This window comes from Rhodococcus oxybenzonivorans (assembly GCF_003130705.1).
GTDB classification, from domain to species: Bacteria; Actinomycetota; Actinomycetes; order Mycobacteriales; family Mycobacteriaceae; genus Rhodococcus_F; species Rhodococcus_F oxybenzonivorans.
Genome location: NZ_CP021354.1, coordinates 2,384,630 through 2,403,310, shown reverse-complemented (window position 1 = coordinate 2,403,310; position 18,681 = coordinate 2,384,630). Strand labels below are relative to the sequence as shown.

Here is an 18,681-nt window from a genome sequence, read left to right as displayed (position 1 = left end):
GACACCTTCGTCGTAGCTCTCCAACAGCCGCTCGGTCCTCGGATCGAGCGGCTGTTGTCGTGCGCCGATCAGAGCTGCCGTAACAGCGACACGCGTCCGACCGCGCGCTCGACGGCATAGTCCGCGTCCGCAGCGGCACCTTTCACGTCTGCGTTGAGAGCGGCGACGATACGCAGCGCTTCACCGACGGACGCGGGAGTCCACCCTTTTGCGATGGCCTGCACCTTCTTGATCTTCCAGGGCGGCATGCCCAGCTCGGACGCCATCCGAAACGGATCCCCCCTGCCTGCGGGCGCCACGCGCGCAATCGAGTGCACCGCGTCGGCGAGCGCGTCGGCGAGCAGCACGTGTGGTACCCCGCGAAGCATGGCCCATCGCAGCGCTTCCCTGGCACCCGCCGTGTCCCCGGCCACAGCCTTGTCCGCGACATCGAACCCGGTCACCTCAGCCTTGCCCGAGTAGTACCGCTGAACGGCAGCCACGTCGATCTTTCCGCCGGTGTCAGCGGTGAGCTGTGAGCAGGCGGCCGCAAGTTCCCGCAGATTCGAGCCCACTCCCTCGAACACGGTCTGCACCACTTCCGGTGACACCCGGACGCCGAGCGTGCGGAACTCGCCGCGGATGAAGCCGATGATGTCACCGGACTTCAACTTGGCGCACGGGTGAGTGACCGCGCCGAGTTTCTCGAGTGAGCCGGTCATCGCCTTCGCACGCCCACCGCCGGAGTGCAGAACCACGAGTACGACACCGGGCGGCGGGTCTGCTGCGGCGTCGAGAATGAGCGCGACCGCATCCTTGCCCGCCTCCGCGGCGGACTCGAGCACCACCACCCGGTCTTCCGCGAACAGGGACGGACTCAGCAGCTCGGCCAGTTCTGCAGCACCGGCATCACCGGCCCGCAGCCGGTTGACGGGCAGTTCAGCACCCGGCGCGACGGCCGCAGTGGCCCGGACCTGGGCGATCACGGTCGACACGGCGCGTTCGACGAGGAATTCCTCGTCACCGAGGACCAGGTGAAGTTGTTCGAGCTGGGTTGGGGTGCTCACGCGACAATCGTGCCACGGGCGGCGGACACGAACGGCGACCCCCGGCGCCTACCGGACGGACGCGCCCTCAACTGATCACCTCTCGCGTCAGGAATGCCAGCACGTCGGCCAGTGAACCGCGCCGTTCGAACACGGCGCGTTGCTGCTCTGCGCCCGTTCCGTCACGGAGCATCGAATCGAGTCCGGCTTCGAGGAAGCCCCGATCCTCCGCGCCGAGGACGTCACACACCGTGTCGTGCATCAACTCGAGTTGCCGCCGGATCGCCAGTGGCCGGGTCGAAACCGGACTCGTGCATTCCCCGTCGAGCCCTTCTCGGGCTGCCCGCCACTGCTCCGCACGTAAGAGTTCGATCCGCGGTGAGTCGACGGACACCCCGTCGTCGATGTACCGCATCGCCCTCGCGACCAGCCCCTTCACCGCAATGGCGTACACGGAAGTGTGCGCGGCGGTCATGGCAACGTCCGCGATCCGAATCTCGATGGTCGGCTGTGCGTCGGACAGCCGAACGTGCCAATAGATCATGCCGCGGTCGAGAGCAGCTCCGCTGGCGATCATCGCGGTCACGGTGTCCTCGTACTCCTCGGCGGAATCGAAACGCGGCGGCGGGCCTGCGGACGGCCAGCGCGACCACAGGATGTGACGCCAGCTGTGGTAGCCGGTGTCCTGCCCGCAGTGGAAGGGCGAGTTCGCGGCCAGCGCCAGCACGACGGGCAGCCATCCTCGGATGTAGTTGCTCACCTGTACACCGATCTGACGGTTCGGTATCCCCACGTGAACATGGCAGCCACACGTAGTGACCGAATCGACGATCGGCCCGAAACGACGAGCCATCTTCTGGTAGCGCGGTGTCGGCGTGATCGCAGCGGGACCTTCCTCGACCATCAGCGGGGTGCCACTGGGCAGGAGCAGGAGATCGCGCTCCGCGGCAACCTTCACCAGACTGCTGCGCAGAGTGCGCAATTGCTCGTGCACCTCTTCACCGGTGGAGCACACACCGGTCGCCGTTTCGATCTGGGGCCGGGACAGTTCCCGCTGCAGTCCCTGGATTTCCTCACCGGCTTCCGCCACCACATCTGGTCCCGCGTCGGAGAGATGCCCCGAGGAGTCGACCAGAAAAAACTCCTCCTCGACGCCGACGGTGAGGTTTCGAACCGATTCCCTTGCTGCAGCGCCCATCCGAGAGGTATCCCCCGAACGGTCGATACGAAACCGGAGCACCCGCTCAGGTGAAGCCGATCACCTCTTCACCCCACGTACGGCGAAGATCCCGATCGGGGTCCGCCACCACCGCATCCGCATTGCGGATCAACAGCGTGGCGCGGTCCGTCTCGTCGTACCGTGGCCAGGGCGTTTCGGTTTCCCCGCCGTCCGGGTTGCCCGCCGACGCGAAGGACAGCCACCGCCGCTGAATCCGATCGGATACGTGAGCGGCGGTCCGGCGGCCACCGAGCTTGAAGGTGGGGTCTCGGGGGACGACACCGAAGTTCCCGAACACATAGGGCACTTCCGTCCCGTGGGTGGCACCGATTCGCGCCGCCCGGAGGAATGGCGTGGCGTAATCGAACCGATACAACCATGTGGGTGCGACGCGACTGTGTGCCTCGGCGATCCACAAAGTGGGCATCCGGAAAGCGGCGTCCCGCGAGATCTCCATTGCGGACCGCTTCTTCGGGTAATCGGGGTATGCCGCCTCCACCTGCTGCTCCTCGTCCACCGGCAGGTCGGGGTGGTCGGCCGCAATCGCCACGAACATCTGGTGGACGGCGTCCGGGGTGATGGGCATGAGCGGAGACTTCATCAGCCGGAACATCGATGCCTCGTCCTTGTTGGTCCCGATCAGCAGCGGCACCTTGTGCGCGAGGCCGTGACGGAACGCGGCGACCGGGTAGTGCGGTACCACGTCACCGTCCACGGTGGGCGCAACCGCCAGCGTGCCGGGGACGCGTGCGGGCACCTGCTGCACGAGTTCCACGCAGGCCGCCGTCAACACGTCGACGGGAAGATCGCGGAGACGTCCCACCTCGGCGGGGGCCAGGCCGACCAGTTCGAGGAACGACTCGGCAATGGACGCAGCGCGCTCGCTGCCGTAGACCGAGGTCGCGGGTGAACTTTCGGCGATCGCCCGGTGGAAGAGTCCCTCGGCGGCGGGCGACGTCATCAGCGTGGTCACCGCGCCGCCTCCCGCGGACTCGCCGAACAGTGTGACATCGGCCGGGTCACCACCGAACGCGGCGATGTTCGCTCGCACCCACGTCAGCGCCTCGATCTGATCGCGGAGACCGAGGTTCGTATCGAAAGGCTGCTCTGCCGTCGAGAACGACGAGAAGTCCAGGAAACCGAGAGCACCCAGTCGATAATTGATCGTGACCACCACGACGTCGCCGCGCTCCACCAGATGGCAGGCATCGAACATCCGCTGCGCCGAGGACCCGAGGTAGTAGGCGCCACCATGAATCCACACCATGACGGGGCGTGGCCGATTCTGCGGACGTTCGGGGGCCCAGACGTTCAGTGACAGGCAATCCTCGTCGACCGTGAGGCCGGGGTCGATGGGCAGCGGCCCGTGCTCGTTCTGCGGTGCTATCGGCCCGAACGCCGAGCAGTCGCGCACGCCCTCCCACGCCTCGGCGGCCCCGGGGGCACGGAAGCGCCGGTCGCCGATCGGCGGAGCCGCATAGGGTATCCCCTTCCACACCAGTGCGCCAGCGAGGCGCACGCCTCGCGCGGTTCCCTGAGCGATGGTCACGAGTGGACTATCGGTGGACGGCACCATGCCGCCATCTTCGCTGCCGACAAGGATTCACGAGTCGGTTCCAGGAATTCTCCACCCCGGGGTCCGGGAATTGTCTCAGCCGGGGTCCGGGAATTGTCTCAGCCAGGGCCCGGCCCGACCACCATCTGGCAGACTGGGCGTCAACACTGGGTGTGCCCGGATGTGGAGGACCCGATGCGGGACGACGAGCAGGAAGCGACTCGCTCACAGCCTGTCGACAAAGCGTCGGCATCGTTGACCGGACTGGCCGAACTGGTATACGCCGGCGCGGACTTTCGCGATGTCCAGCAAGCAGTCTGCGACGTCGCCCCCATTCTCGTCGACGGCTGTTCCCACGCCAGCCTGATGCTTCACGAGAAGGGGCGATTTGTCACCGCCGCTGCCAATGACACCGTCGCCGCCCGGGTGGACGAATTGGAGCGGAGCGAAAACGAAGGTCCCTGTGTCGATGCCATCGTCGAGGAGACACCGCAATTGGTACCGGACCTCGCCGCCGCACACGAGTGGCCACGGTTGGTGCGCCGGGTGCTCGCCGAGACCCCGGTTCGCGGTGCAGCCGGGTTCCGCCTCGTCGTCCGGCGTCGCAAGGTCGGCGCTCTCAACCTCTTCGCCGATACGCCCGGCGCGTTGACGGCAGCATCCGTCGAACAAGGGATCATGCTCGCATCGTTCGCCGCTGTAGCCCTCACCGCGGCGCATGAGCACCTCGAAGCGGAAACGTTACGGGCGGGGTTGACCAGCAACCGGGAGATTGGGAAGGCATTGGGCTTGATGATGGCGTTTCACAACATCACCGAAGACCAGGCGCTAGCGATCCTGCAGGCAACATCTCAGGAAATGAACATCAAGATCTCGGCGCTGGCTGAGGAAATCATCGTTCACCACCACAAGACCCTGAGCTGACCCGCACAGCCCCCGACTTCACTCCAGCTCGGCGGCCTCCGGGTTCCCGGCAATGCCCAGCATGGACAGCAGCAACCGGCAATCGTCGGCGTCCAGCGATGATGCGGCGACGACGCGCTGCGCCCGGCGAACCTGACCCGCGTCGAGGACATCGTCCACATCGAGATCTGCCTGCTCAGCTTCCGACATACCTCTCACCTCCAATGCGGATGCACTTCAGGACCATTCGCCGCAGTATTTGTCACCGGATGGTAGTCGCAGTTGCCGCGCGGCATACACACATCGCGCATCGAATCCGCAATCGGTGCGGCCTACCGAAGTGCCCGTAACGGTTCGCTCAGTTCGTTCGAGAAGAATTCGAAGAATCCATCGACGTCGGGACCCGCGTTGATCAGCGCCAGACGATCGAACCCGGCGTCGACGAACGTACCCGCCACCTCCAGATGACGCTGCACGTCAGGACCACACGCCATCCCTTCCTGGACGTCTTCCGGACGTACTGTCGCCGTGGCCGCCTCGAAGTTGATCGGGCTCGGCAGCTCCGCCTGCACCTTCCATCCCGTCATACCGAAACGGAACTTGTCGTGCGCCGAGTTCACGGCCGACTCCACGTCCGGCGCCCACGCGAGCGGTACTTCACCGTACTTGGGCCCCGATCCGCCGGCGTCGGAGTATGCCTGCACCAGCTCGGCGTCGGGTTCGGTGGTGAACAACCCGTCCCCCAGTTCCGCGGCGAGCCGCGCGGCTTCCGCACCCCCTGCCGCGACGGCAATCGTGGGCGGCACCTCGGGCAGGTCGTACACGCGGGCGTCGTCCAACGTCAGGTGCTTGCCCTCGTAGGAGTGGTAGCCACCCGACCACAGCAGGCGAATGATGTCGAGCGATTCGCGCAGCATCTCGTGCCGCACCCGCACCGACGGCCACCCACCGCCCACCACATGTTCGTTGAGACGCTCTCCCGAGCCCAGACCGAGTGTGAAGCGCCCTTCGCTCAGCACTGCCGTGGTGGCGGCGGCCTGCGCGATGATTGCAGGGTGGTAGCGGACGAACGGGCAGGTGACACCCGTTGCCAAGCCGATGTTGCTGGTTCGGGCGGCGGCCGCGGCGAGCATCGACCACACGAATCCCGAGTGTCCGTGGCTGTAGAGCCAAGGATGGTAATGATCGCTCACCTCGACGAAGTCGAAACCCGCACGCTCGGCCTCCACCGCTTGGCGCACGATTTCCCGTGGATCGAATGTTTCGGCCATGAGCTTGAAACCGACCTGCATGAGGAATCCTCCTGTGTCGTCGAGTTCCGAGCAGGTTGCCCGCACGGCGGCGTACTCACACAGCGCCGGCGAGAGAGGACGGCCACACCGGTGCCCAGAGCAGCGCGAGACCGACCGCGGCCCCGAACAGCAGCAGGCGGAATCGTCGGACGCGCAGCGCCACCCCGATCAAGACTGTGCAGGCGAGGACGGACAGTGCGCCTACCGGTCCCGACGGGACCGGTATCGACGCCCCGGGGATCCGCGACCCGTGGTCGGCCACGGTGACGAGCCACCAGAGTGGCCACTGCGTCAGGCGTACCGTCACTTCCGCGACCGGCACCGAGATCGCTGATACGAGGGCGGTGACGGCGCCGAGCACCGTGACGATTCCGATGACAGGCGCGACCAGGAGATTTGCCCCCACCGACACCGCGCTGACGGTCCCCGTCATTGCGGCGACGATGGGCGCGGTCACCGCGAAGGCAGCCACTGCGACGGCCACCATTTCCGCTGCCGCGCGCGGCCATCGCCGCCCGACGAGGAGGTCGACCCAGACCGGCGCGACGACGATCAACGCCGCGGTGGCCGTGACGGACAGGAGAAAACCGAAATCCACGGCCAGCGCCGGAAAGCACATCAGCAACAGGATGACACCCGCGGCGAGAGCCGGTACCGCCTGCTTTCGCCGACCGCTCACGAGAGCGAGCAACGCAACAGAGCCCATCGCCGCGGCGCGCAGCACGCTGGGCGACGGCCTCGCCACCACGACGAAAGCGACCAGCGCGCCGGCGGCCAGAACTGCGCCGGCCCGCGGGCCGAGTCCGAGCGCCCGGACCAGGAGCAACACCGCCCCCAGGAGGATGCTGACGTTCGCGCCGGACACCGCGGTCAGGTGTGTCAGTCCGGTCGTCGTGAAATCGTCCTTCACTTCGGCCGACAGCGACGACGTATCCCCCACCACCAGCCCCGGCAGCAGTCCGGCCTCGTCGGGCGGTAGAACGGCGGCCGCGGCCGTGACCGAGCGCGCAGGGTGCCCGCCCATCGCTGGTGAGGAGGTGCCGGACCCACTTCCGAGGGCGGACCGGACACCCGGACCGTGGCCAGAGTCAGGTCGCGGTGCATCGGCGGGCTCACCTGCCCTCGCAGGACCACCTGCTGTCCCGGCAGCAGACCGGACCACCCATCGGACGGGGCGAGAACGATTATCGACCCACTCGCGTGAACAGTCTCGGTGGGTTTGCGTATCTCGCGCAGGTGCGCGTCGACGCGGACCCGTCGGCCGAAACTCGCGAGTTTCTGTGGGTCGTCGGCGATTTCGACCACCAACGTCACCCACGCTCCGTTCGACGCCAGGTTCACCATCGGGTGCGTCTCGGCGGCCTGTACCCGCACGGCGACGGCCGTGCTGCACACGCATCCGAACAGCAGAAGCGCCAGTGCCGTCGTCCGATGCGCCGTCCACCGGGAGTCACCCGACCGGATACTCGCCCCGACCAGCGCAACAGCAAGGAGAAACGCGCCTCCCACCACCCACCACGCGGTTCGTGAACCCCACAGGATCCCGCTTCCGGTCGTTGCCCAGCAGGCCGCAGCGAAGGGAACGAGGCGGACGTCGAGCCGGTGCGACTCCCGCTCGGACCTCACACGGTGACCTGGGACCGTAGCTTCTCGAGGCGCACCGGCCCGATCCCGTCCACCTCACCGAGTTGGGCGACGTCCGTGAACTTCCCATTGGTGGTGCGCCACGCAATGATGGCTGCCGCGGTCACCGGGCCGACGCCAGGCAAGGCATCGAGCTCGGTCACCGTGGCCGTGTTCAGATCGACGAGCCCGCCCGTCGTTGCCTTCCCGTCCGCCGGTGCGGCGCCCGGAGTGGAGACGCCGCCCACCGCACTGGGCGCCGCGACGGGCGCGGCCACCCCGACCACGATCTGATCACCATCGGAAAGTCGTTGCGCCAGATTGAGAGCGAGGGTGTCGCCGCCGGTGCGCACTCCTCCCGCGGCGGCGAGTGCGTCGGCAACCCGTGAGCCAGGCGGCAGCCGCACGAGCCCGGGCGTGCTCACCAAACCGACCACGCTCACCACTATTTCGTCCACCGGCGGCGGAAGCTGCGGCCGAGCCGCCTCGGCTGGCTCCGCGGCGGGGGTGGCCTCCGAACGGACGTGCGCAAGGGGAAGGGAGGGCACGGCCTGCGCCTCCGGCTGACCGCTGCGAACACTGATCACGGCGACTGTCGCCAGAATCAGCCCCACTATGACGAGGACGGCTGCGCCTGCGCGGCCGGGGTCGACGCGCGCATCCCGCCAGCGTTCGGGAAGGGCGCGGGACCATCGCCCTTGCGCAGACCACGACGGCGCGTCTTCGGGTTCGGCGTCCTCGGCGTGCGCCAACCATCCCGGTGTGGAGGGGCCGGACGGGGCTACCGCACCCGGAGGAAGATGCGCGTCCTCCCCCGACGTGATGAACGCAAGACGGCTCCGTCCTCGCGAACGCTCTTCCCTGTTGCCCATGCAGAGAAGGTAGAACGTCGCGGCGGCCGATCAGCGAGGTTGTGGGCGAGAAAAATTGGCCTGTGGATCAGCTCGAGGTTGTGGATGAATCGGCGTCTGCATAACCCTCGGCGGGCTCTGGGCAGAGAACGACGCCGATAGCGCCTGCCCCCACGTGGACCCCGATCACCGAACTGAAATCAGTGACGACGAGGTCGCTGACCTGCGGAATCCGTTCTTTCAGCCGCTGCGCCACCGACTCGGCCCGGTCGGGTGCATGCATGTGATGCACAGCCACCGAGGTTCTGTCCACCCCTGCCAGCTCGACGGCGGAATCGATCATCTTCGCCATCGCCTTGGTGGAGGTCCGGGTTTTCTCCTTCAGGACGAGTCGTCCATCGACGAGATGAAGCACCGGTTTCATCGCCAGCGCGGTGCCGAGCAACGCGGCCGCCGCGCCGATCCGCCCGCCGCGGCGCAACTGATCGAGCCGGTCCACGACAATCAGGCAACGGCTGCGACCCGCTACGTCGACAGCCCGCCGGTACACCGTCTCGAGGTCGGCACCACTCTTCGCCAGCCGTGCTGCTTCCAGCACAGGGTATCCCAAACCCATTCCGGCCGACTGGGAATCGACGATGCGCACGCGACCGTCGAACTCCTGCGCCGCCTGTCGTCCGGCCTCCCAGGTTCCCGACAACTGGCGGGAAATGTGCACGGCGACCACGCCGGCGCCCTCGCTCGCTTCCCACGCCGCCGCGTAGGCCTCGGACAGCTCGCCGGGCGAGGCACCCGCGGTGGTGACGCCGGCGAGGTCCTCCGGAATGACGTCGATTCCCTCGCGAAAGTCCTCGTCGCCGCTGAGAACATGAAGGGGCACGACCTGGATTGCTTGCTCCTCGACGACCTCGGGGACGAGCGAGGCCGAGGAATCGGTGACAACGACAACGGGCATGGGACTACTCGGCCCTGCTCGACACCGCGTCCGCGGCAGTGACGTCTGCACCCAGCGGGGGTGCCGCTCCGGTGGCACGAAGAGCGGTCAGCATGGCCGCCGCTACCTCGGCGTGACCGTCCCAGCCCCAGTGGATTCCGTCCGGATTTCCTCGGCCACCGAAGATGTCGGCTCGCACGGCCTCCGCGAGGTCGACGAGCGGAACGTTCTTGTCCTGCGCCCACGCCGTGATGGCCGCGACAGCACCCGGCCGGCCGGAGTGCACCTTGCCGTAGGCCTCACTGCGGTGGACGGATGGGAGAGTGCCGACGACGGGCAGTTCCGGTCGCATGTATTCGAGCGCCGCCCGGGAGCTTTCGAGGTACTCGACGCTCAACTTCGGGGGCAAGGCGACCGGCCATCCGAGTGGAGACAGCCGCGGCTGCAACCATTGGTAGGCAGTACGCACGACCCGCCGCAGCGCGGGCGGGCGAATGTAGCGGAGCTGCTCCCGCAGCGCGGTGGGCAGCGGGGACGGGAGCGAATCCATTCCCCCGACCGCGAACACCACAGCACCCGCCCGGGGGACGGCCGACCACACGCGGGGGTCCTGGGTCAGCGCCCACCAGACGTCACGGCTGGTCCAACCGATCCGCGCAACGAGCTCTACGTCCCACTCCAACTCGCGCGCAACGATGTTGGGCCAGATATCGGGATGGTTGGACGGCAAGCCGCCCTTGGGCCCGTAGTAGGACAGTGAATCGGCGAGCACGAGAAGGACCGGCCGCTCTCCGGAACCGGCCTCCAAGTCAGAGGACGTCACTTGCCACGCTCGCGGATGCGTTCCAGACGTCCAGGCGCCAGCTCGGCGAGTCGGAGTTTCCGTGCGCACTGAGCTGAACCCAGCTGGTGTTACCGAGACCACCGAGCACCGGCCAATGACTGACAGGAAGATCGAGAAGCGCCGCGGTGAGTGCAGCAATCAATCCGCCGTGGGCGACCAGGACGACGGGCTGTTCGGCCCAATCCTCGTACTTCTCGAGAAGCTCGGCCACCACCGGCGTGCTGCGGCGCGCGACATCGACGCGGCTCTCTCCGCCGGGCGGTGCCCACGTCGCGTCACTACGCCACGCCGCGCGAGCACCCGGTGCCCGCGCGTCGACGTCGAGGTGAGTCAGCCCCTGCCATTCACCGAGATGGGTTTCCCGCAGGCGCTCGTCGATCTGCACCGGCAGTCCGGCGTTGTCGCCGATCTCCACCGCCGTGTCGTACGCACGCCGCAGGTCCGAGGACACGATAGAGATCGGTGAGCGACCGACGAGGACGGCGGCAGCGGCGCGGGCCTGCCTCCGGCCGAGTTCGGACAGGTCGGTGTCGAGCTGACCCTGCATGCGGTTTCCGGCGTTGTACTCGGTTTGGCCGTGCCTCAGCAGAATGAGCCGTCGCGGGGCGCGCGGAGCGTCCGTCACTGCTCGGATTCCTCACTGTTCGCGGAGCCGGGATCGGCACCGTTGGTCGCGGGGGCGTGCAGGCCGATCCCGTCGACCGGGACGGTGGGGCAGTCCTTCCAGAGCCGCTCGAGTGCGTAGAAGTTACGTTCCTCGTTGTGCTGCACATGGATGACGACGTCCACGAAGTCCAGCAGCGCCCACCGACCCTCCCGGGTGCCTTCACGGCGCACCGGCTTGTGACCGGCCTCACGCAGACGTTCCTCGATGTTCTCGACTATCGCGTTCACCTGGCGCTCGTTGGGCGCCGACGCGATGACGAAGCAGTCGGTGATGACCAGCTGCTCGGAAACATCGAGCACCACCACATCGGAGGCCAGCTTCTCGTCGGCCGCCACTGCCGCGATGCGTGCCATCGCAATGGCTTCGGTCGTTGCGCTCACTCGATGTTCTCCAGTTCGTAGAAAAAAGTGCTAGCTCTTGGTCTTGCCGGGGGCCGGTTCGGACATCGTCGTCGCGCCGTCCAGGCGCTCGGCGTCCGGCGGCCGATACAGGTTCCGCTTCGAGATGTACTGGACCACGCCGTCCGGCACCAGATACCACACAGGCCGGTGCCGGCTGGCGCGCCGCCGACATTCCGTCGAGGAGATCGCCAGCGCCGGTATCTCGATCAACGTGACCGCGTCCTCCGGCAGCGCGTCGAGATGTGCGGCCAGATGTTCGGTATTGAGATCGAATCCCGGGCGCGACACTCCCACAAATTTCGCCAGTGAGAACAGTTCCTCCCAGTCCTGCCACGACAGAATACTCGCCAGGGCATCGGCACCGGTAATGAAGTACAGCTCGGCGTCGGGATGGAAGCTGCGGAGATCGCGCAGAGTGTCGACGGTGTAGGTGACCTTCCGGCGGTCGACGTCCACCCGGCTCACCGAGAACCGTGGGTTCGATGCAGTGGCGATGACCGTCATCAAGTACCGGTCTTCCGCGGGGCTGACCACTTTCCCCTGCTTCTGCCAGGGCCTGCCGGTGGGGACGAAGATCACCTCGTCGAGGCCGAACCGGTCGGCGACTTCACTGGCGGCCACCAGGTGACCGTGGTGAATGGGGTCGAAGGTGCCGCCCATGACCCCGAGACGGCGCCGACGTGCGCCCGTTGTTCCCTGTTCCACGAGTGCCGAGCTTACGTGGTCATACCGGGAGCAACCCGGCGACCACCGACGCGAGCTGCTGCGCGGAGCGGCACTCGTGCATGCTGATGACCTCGTTGTACACCTTGGCGGCCGAATCCCCGGAACCCCACTGTCCGCGTGGCTCGGGGTTGAGCCAGTGCGCATGCTTGGCCACCGACACCAGACGCGCCAGCGCCTCCAGATTGGGGTCGCGATAGTTGTTGCGGCCGTCCCCGAGGACGAGCAGTGAGGTGCGTGAGGTAATGCTCGAGGTGAACCGCTCCGCGAACACACCGAATGCGTTGCCGTAGTCGGAGTGCCCGTCGTAGCTGACGAGGTCGGCCTCGCGGATCATCCGCGACATCGCGTTCCCGAGGTCTGCGCCGGTGTCGAAGAATCGGGTGACTTCGTCGGTGGTGTCGATGAAAGCGAACACCCGCACCCGCGAGAACTGCTCCCGCAACGCATGGACGAGCAGCAATGTGAAGTGGCTGAACCCCGCCACCGAACCCGACACGTCGCACATCACCACCAGTTCCGGGCGTGCGCGTCTCGGCTTGCGCTGGACGAGATCGATGGGCACTCCCCCGGTGGACATCGACTTGCGCAGGGTCCGCCGAAGATCGATCGACCCGGCGCGATGACGACTGCGGCGCACCGCGAGCCGGCTGGCCAGCAGTCTGGCGAGCGGGGTGACGTTACGTTTGAGAGCGGTCAGCTCGGAGTCCGACGCGCGCAGGAAGTCCACTTCCTCGGCCAGCCTCGGCACGCCGTACGACGCCACCCGCTCCTTGCCCAGGTTCTCGGCCGACCGCCGACGCGTCTCCTTCTCGACCATCTTGCGGAAGTCGGCGATCCGCTGCGCCGCGGTGCGCTTGGCCACCTCGGATTCGTAACTTTCCGTCATTCGGGCTTCGCCGTCCTGCTGATTGCCCAGCAGACCGTCGAGAATCTTCTTCAGCAGCGTCTCGGGCGCCACATCCCGCAACGCCTGGTAGGCCGAGAACGACGGCCCGTTCGCCGACTGGTACTGCCCGAGTTCTTCGACCATCTGCGCGGTCAGGAGTTCGGTGAGTTCGAGCGCTTCGGGCGACCCGTCGGCGAGGAGCTCGACGATCAACTCACGCAGGGCGTCGTAATCGATGTCGCCCTTCTCGGTTCGCGGAAGCCTGGTGTCAACGGCCCCGCTCGACCGATTCCCGACGGCCGCGGGGAACCACAGATCGAAAAGAGCGTCGAACGTGGAGCGGTGAGTGGGACGGCGCAGCAGGGCGCACGCCAGTCCCTCTCGGAGTGCCTCGCGGTCGAGGAGGTCGAGGACGGACATGACCTGCCCGGCATCGACGGTCTCCGAGGGGCCCACCATGATGCCGCGTCGCCGCAACGCCTCGACGAAGTCGACCAGGTGGCCGGGTAACCCGTGCGGCGCGGCGGGCCCTGATGTTGCCGACCGGGACGTGGGAGGACCACCTGCAGCCATGGGAACCCTCAGTTCAGTCGCAGTTCGGCAGCGGCGCGCTGCTGGTCGGATTGGTGTTTGAGGACCACGCCCAGGGTGGCCCGCACGGCGTCGTCGTCGAGGGTGTCCAACCCGAGTGCGAGGAGCGTGCGGCCCCAGTCGATCGTCTCGGCTACCGAGGGCAGTTTCTTCAACTGCATTCCGCGCAGCACCCGGATGGTCGCCACCAACTGCTCGGCGATCGCTTCCGGAAGCTCCGGGACTCGACTCGCCAGAATCTTGCGTTCGAGTTCGGCATCCGGGAAGTCGAGGTGGAGGAAGAGGCAGCGACGCTTGAGCGCCTCGGACAACTCACGGGTGGCGTTGGAGGTGAGGAGCACGAACGGCTTCCGGACGGCCGTAATCGTTCCCAGCTCGGGAACGGTGACCGCGAAATCGCTCAGCACCTCGAGGAGCAGGCCCTCGATCTCGACGTCCGCCTTGTCGGTCTCGTCGATGAGCAGCACCGTCGGATCCTCGCGCCGGATCGCGGTCAGCAGCGGACGCGACAGCAGGAACTCCTCCGAGAAGACATCCGCCTTGGTGGAGTCCCAGCTGCTGTCGCGGCCGTGAAGATTCCCCGTCGCTGCGCTCGCCCCGGCCTGGATGCGCAGGATCTGCTTCGCGTGGTTCCACTCGTAGAGCGCGCGAGCCTCGTCGACGCCCTCATAGCACTGCAACCGCACCAGTTCGGCGTCGGTGGTCTGCGCGACGGCTCGGGCCAGCTCGGTCTTGCCGACACCCGCCGGTCCCTCGATGAGCAGGGGCTTACCGAGCCGGTCGGCGAGAAACACCGCGGTCGCGGTGCCCTTGTCTGCCAGGTAGCCGGTTTCGGCGAGCCGGGCGATCACGTCGTCGACGCTCGCGAACAACGGCGTCGTGGTGGGTAGTGCGCGATCCACGCTCGCTCCTTTCGATGGGCTTGCGGACATTGGTGGTCGAACTGTGGCGCTAGGCCGGACGCGTGTGCCCGTCCCCCCACACGATCCACTTCGTGGAGGTGAGCTCCGGCAGCCCCATCGGACCGCGGGCGTGGAGCTTCTGGGTGGAGATCCCGATCTCGGCGCCGAACCCGAACTGCTCGCCGTCGGTGAAGGCGGTGGACGCGTTGACCATGACGGCGGCGGCATCGACGCGGGCGGTGAACTCGCGCGCGGCCGACAGGTCGGCGGTCACGATGGCCTCGGTGTGACCGGTTCCATATCGATCGATGTGCTCTACCGCGGCATCGAGATCGTCGACGACCTTCAGCGCCACATCGAGGGTGAGATATTCGTCCGACCAGTCCGTCTCGGTGGCGGGCACCATGCCGGGAAGATCTCCGTGGACGGTGACACTGTGCGTCTGCAGCGCCTGCAGGAGCTTCGGGACGGCGACGTCGGCAATGCCGGCGTCGACCAGAACCGTCTCCGCGGTATTACAGACGCTCGGCCGCCGCGTCTTCGAGTTGAGTAGGATTCGTTCGGCCATCTCCAGGTCCGCGGCGGAATGGATGTAGACGTGGCAGTTACCCACGCCCGTCTCGATGGTGGGGACGGAGGCGTCTCGCACGACGGCGCTGATCAGTCCGGCGCCGCCCCGAGGGATGACGACGTCGACCAAACCGCGCGCCTGGATGAGATGGGTGACACTCGAGCGGTCCTCGGTGGGCAGTAATTGCACCGCGTCTTCCGGCAGATCCTGCGCAGCCAGCGCGGCGCGCAAGGCGACGACCAGCGCCGCATTCGACTTCGCCGCGGACGAGGATCCACGCAAGAGCGCAGCGTTTCCCGACTTCAGGGCCAGGCCGAACGCGTCCACGGTGACGTTGGGACGGGCCTCGTACACCATGCCCACCACACCCAGCGGCACTCGGAGCTGTCGCAGTTCGAGCCCATTGGGCAGTGTGGATCCGCGCACCACTTCACCGATCGGGTCGGGCAGACCGGCTACTTGACGGAGTCCGGCGGCGATTCCCTCGATCCGAGCCTCGGTCAGCCGGAGCCGGTCGAGAATGGATTCCTCGGTGCCGGACGCCCGGGCCGACTCGATGTCGGCCGCGTTGGCGGCAAGGACGTCAGCCGTAGCGGCCAGCACCGCATCGGCCGCGGCATGCAGGACCGCGTCTTTCTGCGCGGTGGTGAGCAGAGCAAGGACCCGCGACGCGGTGCGGGCACGACGAGCCGCCGCGTGAACGGCCTCACGGGTGTCCACGGCACCGGTCGACGCGGTGGAGGTCACTGCAGTCATGAAGACAGCCTATATACCGGGGTCTGTGCAGCGCGGCGCGGGAACGACCGGGAATGATTTCGTCCCCCGCGCAGGTTGCGACTGGTCGAGACCATCAGAGGCAGGAGTGCTGTAGTGAGCGTGTTGTTCGAACCCATCACCTTCCGCGGAGTCACCGTCCCCAATCGGGTGTGGATGGCGCCGATGTGCCAGTACTCGGCCGACGTGACGGGCCGCGATGTGGGAGTTCCCAATGACTGGCACCGGACGCACCTCGTGACGCGCGCCATCGGCGGTGCCGGCCTGATCCTCACCGAAGCGACGGCCGTCAGCCCGGAGGGCCGCATCAGCCCCGCCGACCTCGGCATCTGGAACGACACCCAGGCCGAGGCATTCGCGGAGATCAACGCACAGCTCGAGTACTTCGGCGCCGTCCCGGGCATCCAGCTCGGTCACGCCGGGCGCAAGGGCTCCGCGCATGTCCCGTGGCGCGGGGGCGGAAGCCTCGACGGCGACGATCGGCTGTCCTGGCAGACGGTGGCGCCGAGCGCGATCGGTTTCGGCGACCACACCCCGCCGGCCGCGGCGACGTCCGCCGACATCCGGAAGGTGGTCGCCGATTTCGCCGCCGCCGCCGAGCGGGCGTCGCGGGCCGGTTTCAAGGTGGTGGAAATCCATGCGGCACACGGCTATCTGCTGCACCAGTTCCTCTCACCGGTCAGCAATCACCGCACCGACGAGTACGGCGGCAGCTTCGCGCGCCGCATTCGCCTGCTGCTCGAGGTAGTCGACGCGGTACGCGGGGTCTGGCCGGCCGAGTTGCCCGTCTTCGTCCGGGTCTCGGCAACCGACTGGCTCTCGGAGGAGCCCGGCCTCGACGCGGACAGCTGGACGCCGGATCAGACCGTGTCCCTCGTGGAGGCCCTCGCGGACCTCGGCGTCGACCTCGTCGACGTCTCCAGCGGTGGCGTCGCGTCCGCCCGGATCCCGGTCGGGCCCGGCTACCAGGTCCCGTTCGCCCGTCGCATCCAGAACGAGACCACGGTCCCGGCCGCCGCCGTCGGGCTCATCACCGAGCCGGGGCAGGCCGAGCGGATCGTGGAGTCGGGAGAAGCCGTCGCCGTGTTCCTCGGGCGCGAACTGCTGCGCGACCCGTATTGGCCGCGAAAAGCCGCACTGGCATTGAATGCGCAGGTGACGCCGCAGATTCCGGCGCAGTACGCCCGGGCGTACTGAGACTCGGACCGACAAGCCCCCGCATCCTTTGCTACGGTAATCACTCTTACAGCTGGTAGTCCCGCACCCCGGACGGTGGGGCGGGACCAGCCACGAGCCAGAGCCGATCGGCGGGGGCCGCATCGCGCCGAAGGGCCCGTGGCCAGGAGACCCGAACCAGCACTTCACCCGGCGGGCGACGAAAAGATGCGTGCATCAGGTACGTGCCCCGCGTGGGTGATACCGGCGCTGGGGAGCGCACGACTCATGAATGCACCAGATCACTCCATCACTGCGGACGAGGTGGCGCAGTCACCCGACGTCACCGTCATCGACGAGGCCTCGGTCTCGCGGGCCGTCAAAGCGACCATGCTCGGCAACGCCATGGAATGGTTCGACTTCGGCGTCTACGCCTACCTCGCGACCACCATCGGCCAGGTGTTCTTTCCCGAGGCCAGCGGCACGGCGCAGCTACTGTCGACGTTCGCAATCTTCGCTGCAGCCTTCATCGTCCGGCCGCTCGGCGGTTTCTTCTTCGGCCCGCTCGGCGACCGTATCGGCCGCAAGAAGGTGCTTGCCACCACCATCATCCTCATGGCGGGAAGCACTTTCGCGATCGGCGTGATCCCGAGCTACGAATCGGTCGGCATCCTGGCACCGATCCTTCTCGTGCTCTTTCGCCTCGTACAGGGATTTTCGACCGGCGGCGAATACGGTGGCGCCAGTACGTTCGTCGCCGAGTACGCGCCCGACAAGCGTCGCGGCTTCTTCGCGAGTTTCCTCGAATTCGGCACGTTGGCCGGGTATGTCGCGGCGGCGGGGCTCGTCACCGTCATCAGCAGCGCTGTCAGTGCCGACGCTCTGGTCGACTGGGCATGGCGAATCCCGTTCCTGCTCGCCGGTCCCCTGGGACTCATCGGCCTCTACCTGCGTCTGCGGCTGGAAGAGACGCCGGCCTTCCAGCAGCAACAGCAGGCTGAGGAACGTTCTCTCGCAGAAGAATCCACCGGCCGAAAGTTGCGCGAGACACTGGTCGACAATTGGCGACCCCTCGTACTGTGCGTCATCCTCGTCGCCGCCTACAACATCGCGCACTACGGTCTGCTCAGCTACATGCCGACGTACCTGTCGAACACGCTCGGCTACGACGAGTCGCACGGCCTCGTCCTCATGATCATCGTGATGCTCATCATGATGGTGTGCATCAGCTTCGTCGGAAAGCTGTCCGACCGGGTGGGTCGTAAACCGTTGCTGCTGACCGGTTTCGTCGGCTTCTTCGCGCTGTCGCTGCCCGCGTACCTGCTGATCGGCGTCGGGCACTACGTCACCGTCTTCGTCGGCCTCGCGATGCTCGGCGGACTACTGCTGCTGTTCGTCGGCGTCTTCCCTTCGGTCCTTCCTGCTCTCTTCCCGACGGGAATCCGCTACGGCGGCCTCGCGATCGGATACAACCTCGCCGTCTCGATCTTCGGGGGTACCACGCCTCTGGTGCTGACCGCCCTGCAGGACGCGACCGGCAGCGATCTCGTCGCTCCGATGTACATGATGGTGGCCGCAGTGATCGGGGCCATCGCGGTACTCCTCATCTCCGAGACCGCCCGCAAGCCGCTCGAGGGATCGCCGCCTGCCGTCGCCACGGAGGCGGAAGCTCGTCGTGTCCTCGGCCGGTTGCGGCGGACGAAGGCCGGCGAGTCACCGAGGTCCGAGCACGAGGCGGACGCCGTCGACGCGGGATAGTGTT

General features: G+C 67.1%; 19 protein-coding genes. 3 read left to right on the top strand and 16 right to left on the bottom strand.

The genetic code is table 11. The annotated features are described in order from the left end of the window. Positions 1-68 precede the first annotated feature (68 nt). The 3 genes from holA to CBI38_RS11510 form a co-directional block, all read right to left on the bottom strand. Positions 69-1,046: a DNA polymerase III subunit delta gene (gene holA / locus CBI38_RS11520; RefSeq protein WP_109328962.1), complete on the bottom strand. Its 978-nt coding sequence runs from the start codon at positions 1,044-1,046 to the stop codon at positions 69-71. Positions 1,047-1,113: 67 nt separating this feature from the next. Continuing rightward, positions 1,114-2,223 (bottom strand): carboxylate-amine ligase, encoded by a 1,110-nt coding sequence (locus tag CBI38_RS11515; RefSeq protein ID WP_109328960.1) that lies wholly within the window; start codon positions 2,221-2,223, stop codon positions 1,114-1,116. Positions 2,224-2,269: 46 nt separating this feature from the next. Beyond that, entirely contained in the window at positions 2,270-3,820 is a 1,551-nt protein-coding gene (locus CBI38_RS11510) for a carboxylesterase/lipase family protein (RefSeq protein WP_109328959.1), read from the bottom strand. A 174-nt stretch (positions 3,821-3,994) separates the two neighbouring features. Between CBI38_RS11510 and CBI38_RS11505 the strand changes: the two genes are divergently transcribed. After that, positions 3,995-4,723 carry a GAF and ANTAR domain-containing protein gene (locus tag CBI38_RS11505; protein ID WP_109328957.1) on the top strand — a complete coding sequence of 243 codons (729 nt, stop codon included), beginning with the start codon at positions 3,995-3,997 and terminating at the stop codon, positions 4,721-4,723. 18 nt (positions 4,724-4,741) lie between these two features. Here the strand turns inward: CBI38_RS11505 and CBI38_RS38380 are convergent, their stop codons facing one another. The 13 genes from CBI38_RS38380 to CBI38_RS11450 all read right to left on the bottom strand — a co-directional run bounded on the left by CBI38_RS38380 (position 4,742) and on the right by CBI38_RS11450 (position 15,746). After that, positions 4,742-4,912, bottom strand: coding sequence for a hypothetical protein (locus CBI38_RS38380; protein ID WP_204164911.1), 171 nt, complete (start codon positions 4,910-4,912; stop codon positions 4,742-4,744). 122 nt (positions 4,913-5,034) lie between these two features. Further along, complete coding sequence (locus tag CBI38_RS11500; protein ID WP_109328955.1) at positions 5,035-5,994, bottom strand: TIGR03557 family F420-dependent LLM class oxidoreductase; 960 nt, start codon at positions 5,992-5,994, stop codon at positions 5,035-5,037. A gap of 55 nt (positions 5,995-6,049) precedes the next feature. Continuing rightward, positions 6,050-7,018, bottom strand: a complete 969-nt coding sequence (locus tag CBI38_RS38980; protein WP_230990154.1) for a ComEC/Rec2 family competence protein — start codon at positions 7,016-7,018, stop codon at positions 6,050-6,052. Next, positions 6,901-7,620: a DUF4131 domain-containing protein gene (locus CBI38_RS38975; protein ID WP_230990153.1), complete on the bottom strand. Its 720-nt coding sequence runs from the start codon at positions 7,618-7,620 to the stop codon at positions 6,901-6,903. The genes CBI38_RS38980 and CBI38_RS38975 overlap by 118 nt, the downstream gene beginning before the upstream one ends. Continuing rightward, the gene (locus CBI38_RS11490; RefSeq protein WP_109328953.1) at positions 7,617-8,489 is read right to left on the bottom strand and encodes a ComEA family DNA-binding protein; all 873 of its coding nucleotides are present in this window, start codon (positions 8,487-8,489) and stop codon (positions 7,617-7,619) included. The genes CBI38_RS38975 and CBI38_RS11490 overlap by 4 nt, the downstream gene beginning before the upstream one ends. A 67-nt stretch (positions 8,490-8,556) precedes the next feature. Next, complete coding sequence (locus tag CBI38_RS11485) at positions 8,557-9,423, bottom strand: DegV family protein (RefSeq protein WP_109328951.1); 867 nt, start codon at positions 9,421-9,423, stop codon at positions 8,557-8,559. 4 nt (positions 9,424-9,427) lie between these two features. Then, a complete protein-coding gene (gene octT / locus CBI38_RS11480) occupies positions 9,428-10,225 on the bottom strand; it encodes a diglucosylglycerate octanoyltransferase (protein ID WP_230990152.1) in 798 nt (265 codons plus the stop codon). Continuing rightward, complete coding sequence (locus CBI38_RS11475) at positions 10,212-10,871, bottom strand: histidine phosphatase family protein (protein ID WP_109328949.1); 660 nt, start codon at positions 10,869-10,871, stop codon at positions 10,212-10,214. The genes octT and CBI38_RS11475 overlap by 14 nt, the downstream gene beginning before the upstream one ends. Then, positions 10,868-11,293 carry a ribosome silencing factor gene (rsfS, locus tag CBI38_RS11470; protein ID WP_109328947.1) on the bottom strand — a complete coding sequence of 142 codons (426 nt, stop codon included), beginning with the start codon at positions 11,291-11,293 and terminating at the stop codon, positions 10,868-10,870. Before rsfS ends, CBI38_RS11475 begins: the two co-directional genes overlap by 4 nt. Before the next feature lie 30 nt (positions 11,294-11,323). Next, a complete protein-coding gene (gene nadD / locus CBI38_RS11465) occupies positions 11,324-12,019 on the bottom strand; it encodes a nicotinate-nucleotide adenylyltransferase (RefSeq protein WP_109328945.1) in 696 nt (231 codons plus the stop codon). Between the two features lie 19 nt (positions 12,020-12,038). Continuing rightward, a complete protein-coding gene (locus CBI38_RS11460; protein ID WP_109328943.1) occupies positions 12,039-13,499 on the bottom strand; it encodes a vWA domain-containing protein in 1,461 nt (486 codons plus the stop codon). An 8-nt stretch (positions 13,500-13,507) separates the two neighbouring features. Next, a complete protein-coding gene (locus CBI38_RS11455) occupies positions 13,508-14,449 on the bottom strand; it encodes an AAA family ATPase (RefSeq protein ID WP_204164910.1) in 942 nt (313 codons plus the stop codon). 19 nt (positions 14,450-14,468) lie between these two features. Beyond that, positions 14,469-15,746, bottom strand: coding sequence for a glutamate-5-semialdehyde dehydrogenase (locus CBI38_RS11450; RefSeq protein ID WP_109328940.1), 1,278 nt, complete (start codon positions 15,744-15,746; stop codon positions 14,469-14,471). A gap of 114 nt (positions 15,747-15,860) precedes the next feature. Between CBI38_RS11450 and CBI38_RS11445 the strand changes: the two genes are divergently transcribed. Both CBI38_RS11445 and CBI38_RS11440 read left to right on the top strand, forming a co-directional pair. After that, entirely contained in the window at positions 15,861-16,961 is a 1,101-nt protein-coding gene (locus tag CBI38_RS11445; protein WP_109328938.1) for an NADH:flavin oxidoreductase/NADH oxidase, read from the top strand. Between the two features lie 246 nt (positions 16,962-17,207). Further along, a complete protein-coding gene (locus CBI38_RS11440) occupies positions 17,208-18,677 on the top strand; it encodes an MFS transporter (protein WP_109328936.1) in 1,470 nt (489 codons plus the stop codon). Positions 18,678-18,681 lie beyond the last annotated feature (4 nt).

Excerpts from the sequence above, each read along its gene's own strand:
- CBI38_RS11515 (WP_109328960.1), bottom strand. The coding sequence starts at position 2,223 with ATGGGCGCTGCAGCAAGGGAATCGGTTCGAAACCTCACCGTCGGCGTC.
- CBI38_RS11510 (WP_109328959.1), bottom strand. The coding sequence starts at position 3,820 with ATGGTGCCGTCCACCGATAGTCCACTCGTGACCATCGCTCAGGGAACC.
- CBI38_RS11505 (WP_109328957.1), top strand. The coding sequence starts at position 3,995 with ATGCGGGACGACGAGCAGGAAGCGACTCGCTCACAGCCTGTCGACAAA.
- CBI38_RS38380 (WP_204164911.1), bottom strand. The coding sequence starts at position 4,912 with ATGTCGGAAGCTGAGCAGGCAGATCTCGATGTGGACGATGTCCTCGAC.
- CBI38_RS11500 (WP_109328955.1), bottom strand. The coding sequence starts at position 5,994 with ATGCAGGTCGGTTTCAAGCTCATGGCCGAAACATTCGATCCACGGGAA.
- CBI38_RS38980 (WP_230990154.1), bottom strand. The coding sequence starts at position 7,018 with ATGGGCGGGCACCCTGCGCGCTCGGTCACGGCCGCGGCCGCCGTTCTA.
- CBI38_RS11490 (WP_109328953.1), bottom strand. The coding sequence starts at position 8,489 with ATGGGCAACAGGGAAGAGCGTTCGCGAGGACGGAGCCGTCTTGCGTTC.
- CBI38_RS11485 (WP_109328951.1), bottom strand. The coding sequence starts at position 9,423 with ATGCCCGTTGTCGTTGTCACCGATTCCTCGGCCTCGCTCGTCCCCGAG.
- CBI38_RS11460 (WP_109328943.1), bottom strand. The coding sequence starts at position 13,499 with ATGGCTGCAGGTGGTCCTCCCACGTCCCGGTCGGCAACATCAGGGCCC.
- CBI38_RS11455 (WP_204164910.1), bottom strand. The coding sequence starts at position 14,449 with ATGTCCGCAAGCCCATCGAAAGGAGCGAGCGTGGATCGCGCACTACCC.
- CBI38_RS11450 (WP_109328940.1), bottom strand. The coding sequence starts at position 15,746 with ATGACTGCAGTGACCTCCACCGCGTCGACCGGTGCCGTGGACACCCGT.
- CBI38_RS11440 (WP_109328936.1), top strand. The coding sequence starts at position 17,208 with ATGAATGCACCAGATCACTCCATCACTGCGGACGAGGTGGCGCAGTCA.